The organism is Delftia sp. BGA-UO-ETr-SB1 (genome assembly GCF_059567865.1).
On record NZ_JCAQOW010000004.1, the window covers coordinates 725,955 to 741,443 of the forward strand.

The following is a 15,489-nucleotide window of genomic DNA, read 5'->3' on the forward strand; positions in this document are numbered from 1 at the left end:
AATGATAGTCATTCTCGTTGTCGATTTCTCACCTCCCCCCGGCCATGCCCACCCCTTCCGCTTCCTGGACCGCTGCGCGCTGGCACCAGCTTTTCTGTGCCTGCCAGCAGCAACTGGTGGCCTATCTGGCCGGCAAGACCGGCAGCCGTGACGAGGCGCAGGAACTGGCCCAGGAAACCTGGCTGCGCCTGGCCGATGCGCCGCCGCAACTGCCCGATGGCAGCTCGCCCACGCTGGAGGCTGCGCGGGCCTACCTGTTTGCCACCGCCAAGCATCTGGCGATAGACAGGCTGCGCCAGCGCGGTGCGCAGCAGCGCTGCATGGACGACTGGGCGCAATTGCAGCCCGAGGCCGAAGGCGATGTGGCCGACCGCGCCATGTACCGGCAGGCACTGGCCGTGGTGGAGCGCACGATTGCAGACCTGCCCGAGCGCATGCAGGCCGCCTTGCTGGCCCACCGCCTGCATGGCGAGCGGCAGGCCGACATCGCCCAGCGCCTGCAGGTCTCCCTGAATACCGTGGAGCGCGACCTGATGCAGGCCGACGCCTGCCTGGAAGCCGCCTTGCTGCGCTGGCGCGGCGGGGTGGAGGCGGGCTTGCAGGCCTCTTCCAGAAAGCGGCGGCGGCGTGCCCTTGGCGCGCTGCTGGGCGTGGCCGGCATGGCCTGCGCGGCCTGGCCCGCCTGGCAGATGTGGAGCCGCCGCGTGCTGTGGCAAGGTGAACTGGCCAGCGCCACGGGCGTGCAGCGCAGCCTGGAACTGCCCGATGGCAGCGTGCTGCGCGTGGACGCCGCCAGCCGCGTGGCGCTGACATACCGTGCCGACCTGCGACAGGCACAGCTGCTGGAAGGCGCTGCCTTCTTTGCCGTGGCCCGCGATGCGGCACGGCCCTTTGTGGTGGAGGCCGGCCCCCTGCGCGTGACCGTGCTGGGCACGCGCTTTGGCGTGGAACTGGAGCCCGATGCGGTGCGCGTGCAGGTGGAGTCGGGCCAGGTGCGGGTGGAGCATGCGGCCACCGGACGCAGCCAGTTGCTGCAGGACAGCCAGTCGCTGCGCATTCCCCTGGACGGCGGTGCAGGAGATGCCGACGGCGCTGCCTGGCAACCGCAGCTCCAGCAACGGCCCGCGGCCTGGCGCGAGGGCGAACTGGTCTTCGAACAGGAGCCGCTGGGCCGCGTCGTGCACCGTCTGGGCCGCTACACGCGGCGCCGCCTGGTGGTGGAGGAGGGCGCGGCGCAACTGGCCATCAGCGGCCATGTGCGCATTGCCCAGACCGAGCGCTGGCTGCGCGGGCTGCCGCAGTTCGCCCCGGTGCAGGTCAGCGTGCTGGACGACGGCGGCCTGCGGATTGCGCGGCGCGGCGGGCGCGCGGAGCCGTGAAGTTTTTTTCAGGGTTTTTGGGAGTGACTCGTATTTGCATATGAAAGGCCGGGCGCCCTGCCTGTGCCGGCGATTCGCAATGAGCCTGTCCTCCAGAAAGTCCTTATGTCCGCTCCCAAGTCCTCCCGATTCCGCCTCCGCCTCCGCCGCACAGCGGTTTTTCATGCATGTGCAGGCCTGGTGCTGGGCCTGCAACTGCAGTTGGCCGCCGCGCAATCGGTGTCCTTCGACGTGCCGGCCCAGCCGCTGGCCCAGGCGCTGAGCCAGTTTGCGCGCCAGGCGGGGCTGCAGCTCACCTACTCCTCCGAACTGGTGCAGGGCCGGCAGGCCCCGGCGCTCAACGGCAGCCACGATGTGCGCCAGGGCCTGGCGGCATTGCTTCAGGGCAGCGGCCTGCAGGGGCGCATCGAGGGCGGTACGCTGACCCTGCTTCCCACTGCCGCCAACGCGCCGGAGAACGCGCACCGCCTGTCCGAGATCACCGTCACGGCCGGCGACCAGTATGTGAGCCTGCTGCCCGCGCCCTACGCCGGCGGGCAGGTGGCCAAGGGCGTGCGCCTGGGCGTGCTGGGCAATACCGGCAACATGCAGGCGCCGTTCAGCACCACCAGCTACACGTCCGAGGCCGTGCGCAACCAGCAGGCCGGCACCATTGCCGAGGCGGTGAACCGCGACCCTTCCGTGCGCTACACCGTGCTGCCGGGCGGCAACGTGGACAACCTCTATATCCGGGGCTTTCCGATCTGGGAGGGCAACTCGGGCGAGATCGCCTTTGACGGCATCTACGGCATTGCCCCCAACTACCGCGTGCGCACCGAGTACGTGGACCGCATCGAGGTGGTCAAGGGGCCCGGCGCGCTGCTGTTCGGCATGTCGCCCAACGGCTCGGTGGGCGGCGTGATCAACATCGCTCCCAAGCGCGCCAATGAAGATGTGGCGCGGCTGACCACGGGCTGGACTTCGGACAGCCTCTGGCGCGCCCACGCCGACGTGGGCCGGCGCTTTGGCGACGAGGCCCAGTACGGCATCCGCGTCAACGCCAGCAAGTACGGCGGCGATACGTCCATGGACCATCAAAGCACCGACGGCCATGTGCTGGCGGTGGCGCTGGACTACGAGGTGGAGCGCTTCCGTGCCACGCTGGACCTGCTCTCGCAGGACGAGCGCATCGACGGCGTGGGCCGGCCCATCATGCCCACGGGGCTCACCTCCATGCCTGCTGCGCCGGATGGCCGGCGCAACGTGACCCAGCCCTGGGAATGGTCCAAGAACCGCGAGCGCGCCGTGCTGCTGCGCACCGAACTGGACCTCACGCAGCAGCTCACGCTGTTCGCCAACATCGGCCAGTCGCGTGCCGATGTGGACCGCATCTATGACTCGGCCCCGCGCCTGACCAGTGCGGCGGGCGCCACCAGCATCACGCCCACCTACGCGGTGTTCGACGTGGACCGCAGCACCATCGACGCGGGCCTGCGCTCGCGCTTTGCGCTGGCCGGTGTCAAGCATTCGGTCACGCTGCAGCTGGCCAGCTACCGCGAGGATTTTCACCGCGCACTGCAGGCGGGCTCCACCGTGGTGTCCAACATCTATGCGCCCATTGCCCACGCGCCGCAGAGCATTGCGCGGCCTTCGGCCATTCCGCGCATTCATGACAACCGCAACACCAGCCTGGCCCTGGTGGACACGCTCTCGCTGCTGCAGGACAGGCTGCAACTGTCGCTGGGCCTGCGCCACCAGGCCATCAAATCCACCAACTACAACGTGCTCACGGGCGGCGCCGCCAATGTCTACGACGAGAGCGTGACCACGCCCGCCGTGGGCGTGGTCTGGCGCCAGGCGCCCAACTGGAGCCTCTACGCCAACTACATCGAAGGCCTGAGCAAGGGCGACATCGCGCCGCCCGCGGCCAGCAACTACGGCGAGGTGCTGCGCCCCTACAAGAGCCGCCAGTACGAAGTGGGCAGCAAGTACGACTTCGGCAGCTTCATGGCCACGGCCGCCCTGTTCAGCATTGAAAAACCCAGCGGCGGCCTGGACCAGGGCGTCTACAAGACCAACGGCGAGCAGCGCAACCTGGGCATGGAGCTGTATGCCTACGGCGAGGCCGCGCGCGGCCTGCGCCTGCTCGGTGGCGTGACCTGGCTCAAGCCCGAGATCACGCGCTCGGCCACGCCTGCGCTGGTGGGCAACCGGCCCATCGGCACCTCGCGGCTGCTGGCCAACCTGGGCGTGGAATGGGATGTGCCCGTCCTTGAGGGCCTGACCCTGGTCGGCGACCTGGCCTACACCGGCGCCCAGTTCGTGGACCAGGCCAACCGCCTGCGCATCCCGGGCTGGACACGCACCGACCTGGGCCTGCGCTACGCCACCCGCATCGCAGGTCGCAAGACCACGCTGCGCGCCACGGTGCAGAACGTGGGCGACCGCAAGGCCTGGGCCGGTGTCACGTCCTGGGGCGCCGTCTCGCCGATGATTCCGCGCACCTTCGTGGTGTCGGCTTCGGTGGATTTCTGAGGCATTTCTGAGGAACCTGGCGGCCTAGGCGCCTTCCGCTCCCCGGCGAATGGCGGCGCTCTGCGCCGCAGGGGCTCCCTGGCCGTCACGCGCTGCGGCTTTGCGTGCCGGCAGCCATCGGCAGGCAGCCAACGCCGCCAGAACCGCCAGCGCCGCGCAGCCGAAGATGGCCTGCAGCCCGTGGCCCAGCGCGGCGGTCACGGCATCGGCCTGTGCTGCCAGGGGGCTGGCCGCAGCCAGCTCCTGTTTCATCAAATGGCTGAGCAGGGCTGCCAGCAAGGCCACGCCGGCGGCGCCGCCCAGGCTGCGCAGCATGACGGGTGCCGCCGTGGCAATGCCCAGGTGCCGGGCCGGCGATACACGCTGCGCCACCACGGTGATGATGGGAAACATCAGCCCCAGTCCCAGGCCCAGCGGCAGCAGTCCTGCGGAAAGAGCCAGCGGCGCCTGCGGCAGCCAGTGCAAGGCCGCGGTGATCAGTCCGAACGACAACAGCATCAGCACGCAGGCCACCCGGGCGAGCGACGCGGCTGGCGTCTGGGCGCGCAGGCGCCGGCCGCTGCCAATGGCCCCTGCGGTGATGCCGGCCATCAGTGGCGCCAGGTGCCAGGCGGAGCCGGTAGGCGACAGGTGCAGGCCAATCTGCAGATACTGCGGAAGGAAGACAACGGCCGCATACAGCGCAACGCCCGTGGACAGAGCCAGGAAACTGACCGCCGCGTAGGCCGGGTGGGCAAACAGCGACAGGGGCAGCAGCGGATGGGTGGCGCGGCGCTGGCGCACGAAGAATGCCAGGGCGAACTTGGCGCCCAGGGCCAGCAGCACCCACAGCGACAGCTGCTCTGGCAGATTCAGATGGCTGTGCTGGGTGGCCAGCAGCAGGCTGACCAGGGCTGCGGCCAGCAACACGGCACCCAGCCAGTCGATGCGCTGGCGGGGCCGGGGCTCGGCGGCAGCCTCCGGCACAGCCGCCCTGGGGGGCAGCGCCCATGCCAGCACTCCCCAGGCCAGCCCTGCGAGCGGCACATTCAGCCAGAACGCCCAGTGCCAGGACAGATGCTCCACCAGCGCCCCGCCCAGCAGCGGGCCGACCATGGTCGATACGCCATAGGCGGCGCCCAGCAGGCCCTGGTAGCGGGCCCGTTGCTCAGGCGCAAACAGGTCGGCAAGGGTCAGCATCGTCAGCGTCATGAGTCCGCCGCCGCCCGCGCCCTGCAGGGCACGCGCCAACACCAGCTGCTGCAGGTCATGGCTGGCACCACAGGCCAGGGAGCCGGCCAGGAACAGGCCGATGGCCAGCAGCAGCATGGGCTTTCTGCCCAGCACATCGGCCAGCCGGCCGTACAGCGCAATCACCACGGTGGCCGCCAGCAGATAGGCCGAGAACACCCAAGCCAGCGGCCAATGGCCCGGCAGTTCGCGGGCCATCACGGGCAGGGCGGTCGAAAGAATGGTCTGGTCCAGGGCCGCGAGGACGAGCGTCAGCACGAGCATGGCGAAGCAAAGCCGGGGCAGGTTCCGCCGACCGGGCGGGGAAGTCAGCGAGGTTGTGGGCATGGGCGTCATGGGCGTGCAGCGGCGAGGGCTTGGGTTGAGGCAACGGCCGCCAGTGTCGGGAGCGGTTTGGGTTTTGTACAGTGCAATGTATTGAACGTATGATTTCGTATGGCGAACACATACGACCTCAACCTGCTGATTGCACTGGATGCCTTGCTCAGCACCGGCAGCGTGACGCAAGCGGCCGGGCGCATGCACCTGAGCACTCCCGCCATGAGCCATACGCTGGCACGCATCAGGGAGGCGTTTGGCGATCCCATCCTGGTGCGTGCGGGCCGCAGCCTTGTGCCCACGCCGCGCGCCCTGGCCCTGGCGGAGCCGGTGCGCGCGCTGCTGGCCCAGGCGCGGGCGCTGCAGGACCCTATCGATGCGGGAGGACTGGCGGGCCTGCGCCGCCGCTTCGTGGTGAGGGCGCCCGAAGGCATTGCCGTCGTCTTCGGTGCCAGTCTGTCGCGTGCGCTGGAGGCGGAAATGCCGCTGGCCAGCCTGCAGTTCCTGCCCGAAACCCATGCCGACCCCGGGGCCCTGCGCGAAGGCCGCATCGACCTGGATGTGGGCAGCTTTCGCAGCATGGACCCGGAAACCGAGAGCCTGGTGATATCGGAGCAGACCCTGGTGGGCGTCGTGCGCGCCGGCCATCCCCTGTTGAAGTCCACCAGAAAGTCGCAACGGCTGAGCGCCGAGCAGTTCGCCGCCGCGCGCCACGTCGGCATCACCCAGCGCCCGGGTGAAAGCTCGCCCGTGGACGCTGCCCTGGAGGCGCTGGGCCTGCAGCGGCAACTGGCACTGCTGGTGCCCAGTTCGTTCTCGGCCTTGATTGCGGCCTCCCGCACCGACCTGGTGGCCTGCGTGCCGACACGCACGGCGCATGGCATGGCCGCATCGCTGGGGCTGGTGGTGTTTGCCTTGCCCATCGACGTGCAGGTGCAGCCCATGCGCATGGCCTGGCATCCGCGCCATCAGGCGGATCCCGCGCATCAATGGTTGCGCGACTGCATTCAACGGCAGCTCGATGATCCGCAATGGATCAGGCCTTCCGTGGCGTCGCTGACGGATGGGGCCGGCAGAGGGGTTACCTGAGCCGCACCGTGGCGGGAGCGGCCCGGTTCTCCCTCCATCGGTCTATGCTCGCGGCATGAACGCAAGCAAGACCCTGCTGATCGTCTACCACTCCATGACCGGCGGCACCCGCCAGATGGCCGAGGCCGCGCGCGACGGCGCAGCGGCCGAAGGCCAGGGGGTGCAGGTGCGCCTGCTGCATGCCTCCGAGGCCGGCCCCGACGATGTGCTGTCCGCCGACGGCTACCTCTTCGCCACCCCGGAAAACCTGGCCGCCATCAGCGGGCAGCTCAAGGACTTCTTCGACCGCAGCTACTACGCGGCGCTGGATCACCTCAATGGCCGGCCCTATGCCAGCCTCATCTGCGCGGGCAGCGACGGCCAGAACGCCGCCCGCCAGATCGCCCGCATCGCCACCGGCTGGCGCCTCAAGCCCGTGGCCGAGCCCCTGATCATCTGCACCCACGCCCAGACCACCGAAGCCATCCTGGCACCCAAGCGGATTGCCGCAGCTGAGCTGGAGCAGTGCCGGGCGTTGGGGGAGGCGATGGGGGCGGGGCTGGCGCTGGGAGTCTTTTGAGGGTTGCCAGCATCTTGGGTGCCCTACGTTTCTTGGTGGCCCGGTCGCCCGGTGTTGTTCAGCCGAACAGGCGCGACCAGAATCCGCCTTTTCCACCCACCTGCTGCCGGGCTCCCTGCATGTGGGCGCGTATGCCGAGCAGTTGGGCATCGCCCGGATCGTGGCGCAGGGCGATCTCGACCAGTTCAGGCTGAAGGTGCGAGGCCTTGAGCTGGCCCAGGGCCCTGAGGGCGGTGACCTTGTGCGCATGAACGAAGCTCATGCTGCGAACTTCCCATTGCGCTTGCTGTTGCTGCGGCGAAAGCTGCGCATAGCGGCGCTCGGCTTCGGCCACGATGTCGAGGACGTCCTGGTGGTGGCTGGTCTCGTTGAGATAAGCGCATGCGGTCTGCGCGCAGTCCAGATACAGGCCGGTGTCAAGCGCGTAGTCCTCCATCAGCAGCAGTGACAGGTCGGTGGCTTGCTTGCGGTTACCCAGTTGCCGATAGGCATGGCGCAGGTTTTCCAGCAGGGCCTGGAAACAGGTCTGCTGCAGCCCGGCTTCGAGGACGGCAGCCGCCTGCTCGTACTGTTCCTGCGCGTTGTACAGCACGCCCAGGTTGTTGCAGCACATGGCATAGGTGTGGATGTCCAGCGCGGCGGGCGCGGCCTCCTGGCCGTTTGCCGGCGTGCCGGCGCTGGCGAAGCGCTCCAGACAGCGTTCGTAGAGTGTGGTCTGCAGGCGCTCGATTTCCTGCAGGGCCGCTGCATCCGTGTCGGGGCGCTTCCACTTGCCCACGGTCACGCCGGCCGTGTAGTAGTCGGGTGCCGCCGGGCTATCAGCCAACTCGGGATAGGAAAAGATGCTGCGCCAGGGCACGGCATGCTCCATCTCGAAAATGCGGGCTTGCAAGTCCACCTGGGGCTGCAAGGCATGAGACTTGCGGTAGGCCGCCAGCGTGGGCTCGGGTTCGTCCAGCCAATAGTGGGCACTGCCCAAATAGCGGTGTCCATAGGCATTGCCTGGTGACATTGCCAGTGCGCGCTGCGCCCATTCGCCGACTTGGCGCAATGCCGCACTGCGGTCCTCGGTGAATTGGTCACTGGAATCGAGATACACCAGGCACAGCATCAGCCATGACCATTCGCTACCCTGGCCTGATTCGGCAGTGGCCTGAATGCTGGTCAAGAGGCTGGCAATCGCTTCGTTGTCCAGATGGCTGAAAACCGTGGTGCCGGACCATATCGCATGCATGCGCGCGTGGTCGCCCTGGCTGAAGGCATGCATTCCTTGGGAAATCAGTCAGTCCATGGTCTGTTGGGAATATTGTGGAAGGCGCCATCGTATCCGCTGTGTTTGACAGGAGGATGGGGCATCACTCAATCGGAGTGATTAGACGCCTTTGTAGAAAATGTCTGAACAACAGGTCAAAGCCCCGTCAACTGCGGCAATGCCTTCTCGCAGGCCTTGCGGCACAGGTAGCGCAGGTCGTGATCGCCATCTTCACTGCGCAGGTAGCCGGCCCCGGCTGCGTTGATATTCCATTCATAGACCTTGCCCGAACGCAGCAGCCGTCCGCTGAAACTGCAGGGCAGGATGATGGATTCCTCATGGAAGCTGCCAGCCGAGACTTGCTTTGCCGTCGCGAAATAGCGGACCACGTCGGCGGCGTCCAGGCTGACTTTCTCGCATCCCATGGTCTCGCCCGTGCCCACGGAACGGGTGACCGGGCCGATGACGGAAATGGGTGCCGCCTTGGCCGCGTGTTTGGGCGTGGATGTGGAAGTAGATGAGGCCTGCAGCGGCGCATGCAGGCACAGCATCACGGCAGCCCAGGCGGCAATGCGCAGGCTGCGAGAGGGATTGTTGAAAAGCGTGCTGGATGGCATGGCTCAGGCTCCCGTGAAGATGTAGCGCAGCAATTGGGCGCCTTCCGTCGCCTCCTTGCGGGCAATGGCGCCGTGGGAGTAGACATCGGACAGAAGCTTGAGCTTGTAGTGGTCCACCAATTGCTGGGTCAGCCATTTGGTCTGGAACAGCTGCGATTGGGTGGGCGCCTCGTAATCCTTGGTCGACGGCAGGAAACGGCCTACCACCTCGATGCCCACGGAGTCGCTGTTGGCCGGATAACGCAACGGATAGGCCTTTGTGTTCTCGTGCGATGACACATTCTTGGCCCGCTTGCTGAAGCTCAGGCCCTTTTGGTGCAGCAGGGCATTGATGTTCTTGAGTTCCGTGGGATCGCAGGTGCTCTCGTTGACGCAGCGCGGCTGAAGAATTCCCACATGCCAGCAGATCTTTTCCAGACTGGCTGTTTGGTAGATCTTCCCGTCCTTCTCGATCAGAAAGTGCGCCCCCGTCTTCTGGCCGCTCTTGTAGGCATTGAGCACGCTGGCTGCCGTGGACGAGTCAGTGCGGTGTAGCACGATGGAGGTGACGGACAGCAAGGCGCCGTGCTCTATGGACGGATAGGTCTTGACTTCGACGCTTTTGTCTACCATCAATCCTTTTTCGATAGTGGCCAATTATTTCTCCCTCTGTATTCCGGCTGAATGAATGCGAATGGCGGAAAGCCGGGAGAGCATACGGGCGGAAGGGATGAAAATAATTCGAAATGTACTGTGTACCTCTTTGTTGGAAATATATTGAAACAATTGGGTGGATTTCATGAAAGATGGATGAATTCCGGAAATCTCCGTAATTCACAGGGGCTCAATGGCGGCGCAATGCAATGCCTGTGCGATGGCCCACGACTGCAACGAGGATGCAGCCCATCCCGACCCACTGTGCGGCTGACGGCACGGCGCCAAACCAGACCAGGTCCACCAGCAAGGCCATGGCGGGGTAGACGAAGGACAGTGCCGCAATGGCGGGCGCCGGCAGCCGCTGGAATGCGGCATACATCACCGTGTACATGAAGGCCGTATGGACCAGCCCCAGGGTCAGCACCATGGAGGCGGCCCGCGCTGACAGCAATTGAGGGCTGGCTGCTGCGATATGGGTGAGCAGGGGCAGGGCCCACAGGCTCAGCACCAGTCCGCCCGCCAGCATCTGCAGCATGGCGATCTGGGCCGAGGGCATGTGGCCCAGACGGCGCGTGGCCACCGTGGTGCCTGCGTAGAGAGCGGCGGCCAGCAGGGCCAGGGCGACGCCGACCCACGCGCCTGTTCCAGCATGCGATGCATCCATGCCGTCCAGCCCGACCAGGCCGCTGCTCAGTGCCACGCCCAGCAGGGCCAGCAGCAGCCATGGCAGCTTGCGGCGTTCGACGGGCTCGCCCTGCAGCGCCGACAGAGCCAGCAGCATGAAGGGCTGCACGTGGTAGACCACGGTGGTCACGGCGATGGAGCTGTAGTGGTAGGCGCTGAACAGGGCGACCCAGTTCAACACCAGGGCGATGCCGCCGCCGGCCAGCCACAGCCATTCACGGCCTTGAGGGGCGACCCATTCGCGCCGCCAGGCCAGCCACAGGCCCAGGCCCAGTGCGCCCAGCACGCAGCGGGCGAATACGACCAGCAGCGGCGGCAGCGCGCTTTCCACGACGAGCAGGCCAATGGTGCCCGACAGCGCCATGGCCAGCAGCATGCGCCAGGTGCCGCCCTGGCTGGTTCGGGGCCGTGTATGTGAGGTTGCAGAGGTGAGGCTGGGGCTGTGGGACATGGTGTCTATTCCTGGGCGCGCTTCGGTATGGAGCGCATGGCCGTATCTTGCGGACCCTGCAATCAATCAACAATCTACCAGTCATTCAAATTAATATTGCCTGTCATGCAACAAAGACCGGAGTAGCGCCTTGCCCGATACCGCCATGCCCCTGGATGAAATGCTGGTCTTCGCCCGCGTGGTGGAGCACCAGAGCTTTGCGGGCGCGGCCCGGCAATTGGGGCTGACGACTTCGGCCGTGAGCCGCAGCGTGGGGCGGCTGGAGGCGCATTTCGGGCTGCGGCTGCTGCAGCGCACCACGCGCTCGCTGTCGCTGACCGAGGCGGGAGCCGAGATCCACCAGGCCTGCCTGCGGCTGGTGGCGGATGCCCAGGCCGTGCAGGCGCTGGCCGGCCAGCTGCGCCAGCAGCCGCGCGGGCTGCTGAAGATCAGCGCGCCGGCCGTGCTGGGCGATATCTGGCTGTCGCCGCTGCTGCCGGGCTTTTGCGCGCGCTGGCCCGAGGTGCAGGTGCAGGTGGACATGACGGACCGCATGGTGGACCTGGTGGCCGAGGGGCTGGACCTGGGCCTGCGCATCAGCGTGCCGGGCCAGATCGCGCCGGGGCTGGTGGCGCGGCCGCTCAAGACCATCCGCTATGTGCTGGTGGCCACGCCCGGCTATCTGGCGCAGCATGCGCAGATCACGGAGCCCGGGCAACTTCTGGCGCATCCCTTCATCAGCCTGGGCTACGGGCAGTTCCAGAACGAGGTGGAGTTGCGCCCGCTCCACCCTGCGGCCGCGCCCGCCACGCGTCTGCTGGTGAATACGCCCATCACCATTGCCAGCAGCCTGGGCATCATCCACGCGCTGCAGCAGGGGCCGGGCATTGGCGTGGTGGCCGACTTTGCCGCGCAGGCGGCGCTGCAGGCCGGGCAGCTGGCGCCCGTGCTGCCGGGCTGGGCGCTGTGCGGCAAGTACGCGCCGCGCGTGGTGCATGCGGTCTATGCGCCCACGCGCCATGTGCCGCTGAAGCTGCGGGCGCTGATCGACTACCTGGTCGAGGTGGAGGGTGAGGGCGCCGCGGCCTCCACCACCTAACCCATGTGCCTTCGCAGCGCCGCGCTGGCCCAATCCACGGCCACGGACAGCGCCAGCATGGCGATGATGACGGTGCTGGCCTGGGCGTAGTGGAACAGCGACAGCTCGAAGTACAGCAGCTGCCCCAGCCCGCCCGCGCCCACGAAGCCCAGGATGGCGGCCATGCGGATGTTCATCTCCCAGCGGTACAGCGTGTAGGCCAGCAACTGCGGCGCGGCGCCGGGCAGCGTCGCGTAGAGGAAGGCCATGGCGCGGCCGCTGCCGGACAGGCGCAGCGCTTGGGTGGGGGCGGCGGGCTGGTTCTGCAGGGCCTCTGCATACAGGCGCCCCAGCACGCCGGCCGTGTGCAGCGCCAGCGCCAGCGCGCCTGCGAACGGGCCCAGGCCCACGGCCAGGGCGGTGATGGTGGCCCAGACCAGCTCGGGCACGGAGCGCAGCACGTTGAGCACCAGGCTCCAGGGAGCGCGCCAGCGCGGCAGCGCCAGCAGCAGGCCCAGTACGGCCGCCAGCAAGGTGCCGACCACGGAGATGGCCAGCGTCTCCCACACGCCCACGGCCACCTTGCGCAGCCATTCGGCGCTGGTGTCGGGCGGGAAGAAGCTGATGACGAATTCCAGCATGGACCGGCCCGCCGCGCCGGTGAACAGCGAGGGCAGGTCCATCTCCAGCATGGCAAAGCTGGCGACCACGCCCAGCGCCAGGGCGGCGCAGGTGAGGGCGCTGCGCCAGCCCCAGGCGCTGGCGCGTGCGGCGGGTGGCGTGTCCAGCGCGCGGCGCAGGCCGCGCGAGAGCAGGTCGGCGCCCCAGACCAGCAGCATGAAGGTCAGCAAGATGGTGGAGGCCTCGCCGCCGTTGAGCATCTTCATGGCCTGGTCCATGAGCTGGCCCAGGCCGCCCGCGCCCACAAAGCCCATGACCACCGAGGCGCGTATGGCGCACTCCCAGCGGTAGACGGTGTACGAGGTCAGTTCGCGCGCGGCCTGGGGCAGCAGGCCGTAGAACATGGCCAGCGGCCGGCGCGCGCCGGCCTGCGCCAGGGCACGTGCGGGCGCGGGGTCGGCCGATTCCAGGATTTCCGCATAGACCTTGGCCAGCATGCCGCCATAGGTCAGGCCCAGGGCCAGCACGCCAGCGGCCGGCCCCAGGCCGAAGACGCGCACGAAGACCAGGGCCCAGACCAGCTCGGGCACGCCGCGCAGGATGGTGAGCAGGCCGCGCGTGACGGGATTGAGCGCCCGCCGCTCGCGCGCGGCGCCCGTGACCAGGTAGGCCAGCGGCACGGCCAGCACAAAGGCCAGGGCCATGCCGGCCGTGGCAATGGCCAGGGTCTCCAGCGTGGCGCGGCCCAGGTAGCCGAGGAAGTCGCGCCCGGTCTCGGGCGGCAGAAACGTGGCCAGAAAGCGGCCGATGACCTGCAGGTTGCCGGGATCGAAGAGCGCACCCAGGCTGAAGCCCGCGCCCTGGAACAGCGGCCACAGCACGACGGCGGCCAGCACCAGGGCGCCGAGGCGGCGGGGCGCGGCGGGGTCACGCAGCGCGTGCAGATCGGAACTCAACGGCATGCGGATGCGGACAGCGGTGCGGCAAAGGCGGCGGGCGCGGGTGTCCACGCAGGGCCGGAGGGATCATCGCCAGGATGCTCGGACCCATACAGCGCACGCAGGTGTTCCTGCGTGATTTCAGCCGCCGGCAGGTCGAAGGCGATGGCGCCATCGCGGATGCCCACGATGCGCGCAAAGCAGGCCAGCGCCAGGTCCACGGCATGCAGGCTGGCGACCAGGGTGGCGCCGCGCGCGGCCGCTTCGTGCACCAGCAGTTGCACGGTGGACAGGGCCAGGGCCGGGTCCAGCGCGGCCACGGGCTCGTCGGCCAGGATCAGCTCGGCCTGCTGGTAGAGCACGCGGGCGATGCCCACGCGCTGCAGCTGCCCGCCAGAGAGCTGGTCGCAGCGCGCGAACAGCTTGTCTGCCAGCTGCACGCGCGCCAGGGCCTCGCGCGCGCCAGCGGTGTCCTGTGGATACAGCAGCGAGGCCAGCGCCTTCCAGGCCGGCCACCGGCCCAGCCGCCCGGCCAGCACGGCCGTGACCACGCGCTGGCGCGGCGGTATGGGCGGCGCCTGGTGCACCGTGCCGATGCGCGCGCGCAGCAGCTGGGGAGCGCCCGCGCTGGACGCAGGCACCTCGTCGCCCAGCACGCTGCGCCGGCCCTGGCTGGGCGCCAGCGCCGTGCCGATGACGGACAGCAGCGTGGTCTTGCCCGCGCCCGAGGGGCCGATCAGCGCAATGGCCTCGCCCTGGCGTGCGGCCAGCGTCACGCCGCGCAGCGCAATGCCGCCGCCGGCGTGGGTCAGGCCCACGCCTTGCAGTTCAAAGCTCATGGATTGCGCCTGCCGGGGCTTACTTGAGCAGGCCGGCCGACTTGGCGGCGGCCTCGATGCCTTCGTAGTTCGAGGCCTGGGTGGGCACGAAGCGCGCGGCGCGCTGCAGCTCCAGGATGGCCTTGTGCTCGGGCTTGGCCGGGTCCAGCGCCAGGAAGGCGTCGGTCAGCTTCTTGACCAGGGCCGGGTCCAGGTCGCCGCGCACGGTCCAGTTGTAGTCGAAGTAGGGCGGCGTGGTGGCGAACACGCGCACCTTGCTGGTATCGACCTTTTTGCTCTCCACCAGCTTGTCCCAGACCGATGCGTTGAGCACGCCGGCCTCGGCCTTGCCTGCGGCCACGAAGGCCACGGTGGCGTCATGCGCGCCGGAGAAGGCCACGGTCTTGAAGTCCTTCTCGGGGTTGATGCCGTCCTGCTGCAGGAAAAAGCGCGGCATCAGGCTGCCCGAGGTGGACGAGGGCGCGCCAAAGGCAAAGCTCTTGCCCTTGAGGTCGGCCAGGGTCTTGATGGCGGGGTTGGCCGTGATGAACTTGGAGGTGAACTTGGCGTCTTCCTCGCGCTGCACGATGGGGATGGCCGTGCCGTTGGTGCGGATCTTGGCCTGCACGAAGGTAAAGCCGCCCAGCCAGGCCAGGTCCAGCTTGCGCGTGGCCAGCGACTCGACCACGGCGGCGTAGTCGGTCACGGGCGTGAACACCACCTTCATGCCGGTCTGGGCCGAGAGGTACTTGCCCAGCGGCTCGAACTTGCGCTGCAGCTCGGTGGGAGCTTCATCCGGGATGGCCGAGACGCGCAGCACGGCGGGTTCGGCGGCCAGCGCAGGCAGGCTGGACAGGGTGGAGGCGGCCAGCACGCAGGCAGCCGCCTGGCGCAGCGCCGAGCGGCGCGCAGGAATGTGGTTCATGGATGGGCTCCGTTCAATCAGCCACCGCCGTCCGGATACACGGCGATTTAATGGGCGCCCGGGATGACCGGGCGCCGAAGGTACAAGGGCGGTACACCGACCGCTGAGGCTGCATTGTAGGGAGCGGGCTTTTCCGTTGGGGACGTCAGGCATGAGCGCCGGACCTGCGGGCACAGCGCTGCCGCCGATCTTTTCCCGCGAGCGCTGGTTTTGTGCACCGCCTGGGGCCTTGTCTGGCCGGGGACTTGAGCATGCGTTGCACCAAAACATCCATGATTGGTCTGACCAATAAACATCGTGGTGCATTATCTGCACTCTTTTAGGTGTTTACCCTGTTCATCTGCCCACTTGAAAGCTCTGAGAATCGCACCACTTCGCGCAATGGTCTGAATTTTGGTTTA

The 15,489-nt window shown here is 67.9% G+C and carries 13 protein-coding genes; 5 read left to right on the top strand and 8 right to left on the bottom strand.

Annotated features, from left to right (window positions below):
• Nucleotides 1-44 precede the first annotated feature (44 nt).
• Nucleotides 45-1,379 carry a sigma-70 family RNA polymerase sigma factor gene (locus AC57B5_RS03750; RefSeq protein WP_486639902.1) on the top strand — a complete coding sequence of 445 codons (1,335 nt, stop codon included), beginning with the start codon at nucleotides 45-47 and terminating at the stop codon, nucleotides 1,377-1,379.
• 180 nt (nucleotides 1,380-1,559) lie between these two features.
• Nucleotides 1,560-3,893, top strand: a complete 2,334-nt coding sequence (locus AC57B5_RS03755; protein WP_496398762.1) for a TonB-dependent siderophore receptor — start codon at nucleotides 1,560-1,562, stop codon at nucleotides 3,891-3,893.
• Between the two features lie 24 nt (nucleotides 3,894-3,917).
• Here the strand turns inward: AC57B5_RS03755 and AC57B5_RS03760 are convergent, their stop codons facing one another.
• Nucleotides 3,918-5,459 carry an MFS transporter gene (locus AC57B5_RS03760; protein ID WP_496398763.1) on the bottom strand — a complete coding sequence of 514 codons (1,542 nt, stop codon included), beginning with the start codon at nucleotides 5,457-5,459 and terminating at the stop codon, nucleotides 3,918-3,920.
• A 99-nt stretch (nucleotides 5,460-5,558) separates the two neighbouring features.
• Between AC57B5_RS03760 and AC57B5_RS03765 the strand changes: the two genes are divergently transcribed.
• Both AC57B5_RS03765 and AC57B5_RS03770 read left to right on the top strand, forming a co-directional pair.
• A complete protein-coding gene (locus tag AC57B5_RS03765) occupies nucleotides 5,559-6,530 on the top strand; it encodes a LysR family transcriptional regulator (protein ID WP_496398764.1) in 972 nt (323 codons plus the stop codon).
• Between the two features lie 55 nt (nucleotides 6,531-6,585).
• Nucleotides 6,586-7,089 carry a flavodoxin family protein gene (locus AC57B5_RS03770; protein ID WP_013802753.1) on the top strand — a complete coding sequence of 168 codons (504 nt, stop codon included), beginning with the start codon at nucleotides 6,586-6,588 and terminating at the stop codon, nucleotides 7,087-7,089.
• A 58-nt stretch (nucleotides 7,090-7,147) separates the two neighbouring features.
• On the opposite strand, the gene AC57B5_RS03775 is transcribed toward AC57B5_RS03770, so the two are convergent.
• The 4 genes from AC57B5_RS03775 to AC57B5_RS03790 form a co-directional block, all read right to left on the bottom strand.
• Nucleotides 7,148-8,356 (bottom strand): tetratricopeptide repeat protein, encoded by a 1,209-nt coding sequence (locus AC57B5_RS03775; protein WP_496398765.1) that lies wholly within the window; start codon nucleotides 8,354-8,356, stop codon nucleotides 7,148-7,150.
• 140 nt (nucleotides 8,357-8,496) lie between these two features.
• A complete protein-coding gene (locus AC57B5_RS03780; RefSeq protein WP_496398766.1) occupies nucleotides 8,497-8,958 on the bottom strand; it encodes a hypothetical protein in 462 nt (153 codons plus the stop codon).
• A gap of 3 nt (nucleotides 8,959-8,961) precedes the next feature.
• Complete coding sequence (locus AC57B5_RS03785; protein ID WP_013802750.1) at nucleotides 8,962-9,570, bottom strand: peptidoglycan recognition protein family protein; 609 nt, start codon at nucleotides 9,568-9,570, stop codon at nucleotides 8,962-8,964.
• 211 nt (nucleotides 9,571-9,781) lie between these two features.
• Nucleotides 9,782-10,729 (bottom strand): DMT family transporter, encoded by a 948-nt coding sequence (locus AC57B5_RS03790; RefSeq protein WP_496398767.1) that lies wholly within the window; start codon nucleotides 10,727-10,729, stop codon nucleotides 9,782-9,784.
• 145 nt (nucleotides 10,730-10,874) lie between these two features.
• On the opposite strand from AC57B5_RS03790, the gene AC57B5_RS03795 reads away from it, so the two are divergent.
• On the top strand, nucleotides 10,875-11,807 hold the full coding sequence (locus AC57B5_RS03795) for a LysR family transcriptional regulator (RefSeq protein ID WP_496399427.1): 933 nt from the start codon (nucleotides 10,875-10,877) through the stop codon (nucleotides 11,805-11,807).
• Here AC57B5_RS03795 and AC57B5_RS03800 read toward each other — a convergent pair.
• Genes AC57B5_RS03800 through AC57B5_RS03810 form a run of 3 tightly spaced genes read right to left on the bottom strand, consistent with a single transcriptional unit; the run spans nucleotide 11,804 to nucleotide 15,088 of the window.
• Nucleotides 11,804-13,369: a PhnE/PtxC family ABC transporter permease gene (locus tag AC57B5_RS03800; RefSeq protein ID WP_496398768.1), complete on the bottom strand. Its 1,566-nt coding sequence runs from the start codon at nucleotides 13,367-13,369 to the stop codon at nucleotides 11,804-11,806. The two genes, AC57B5_RS03795 and AC57B5_RS03800, sit on opposite strands and share 4 nt — an antisense overlap.
• Nucleotides 13,360-14,184: a phosphonate ABC transporter ATP-binding protein gene (locus tag AC57B5_RS03805; RefSeq protein WP_496398769.1), complete on the bottom strand. Its 825-nt coding sequence runs from the start codon at nucleotides 14,182-14,184 to the stop codon at nucleotides 13,360-13,362. The genes AC57B5_RS03800 and AC57B5_RS03805 overlap by 10 nt, the downstream gene beginning before the upstream one ends.
• A 19-nt stretch (nucleotides 14,185-14,203) precedes the next feature.
• The gene (locus AC57B5_RS03810; protein ID WP_043820849.1) at nucleotides 14,204-15,088 is read right to left on the bottom strand and encodes a putative selenate ABC transporter substrate-binding protein; all 885 of its coding nucleotides are present in this window, start codon (nucleotides 15,086-15,088) and stop codon (nucleotides 14,204-14,206) included.
• Between the last annotated feature and the right edge of the window lie 401 nt (nucleotides 15,089-15,489).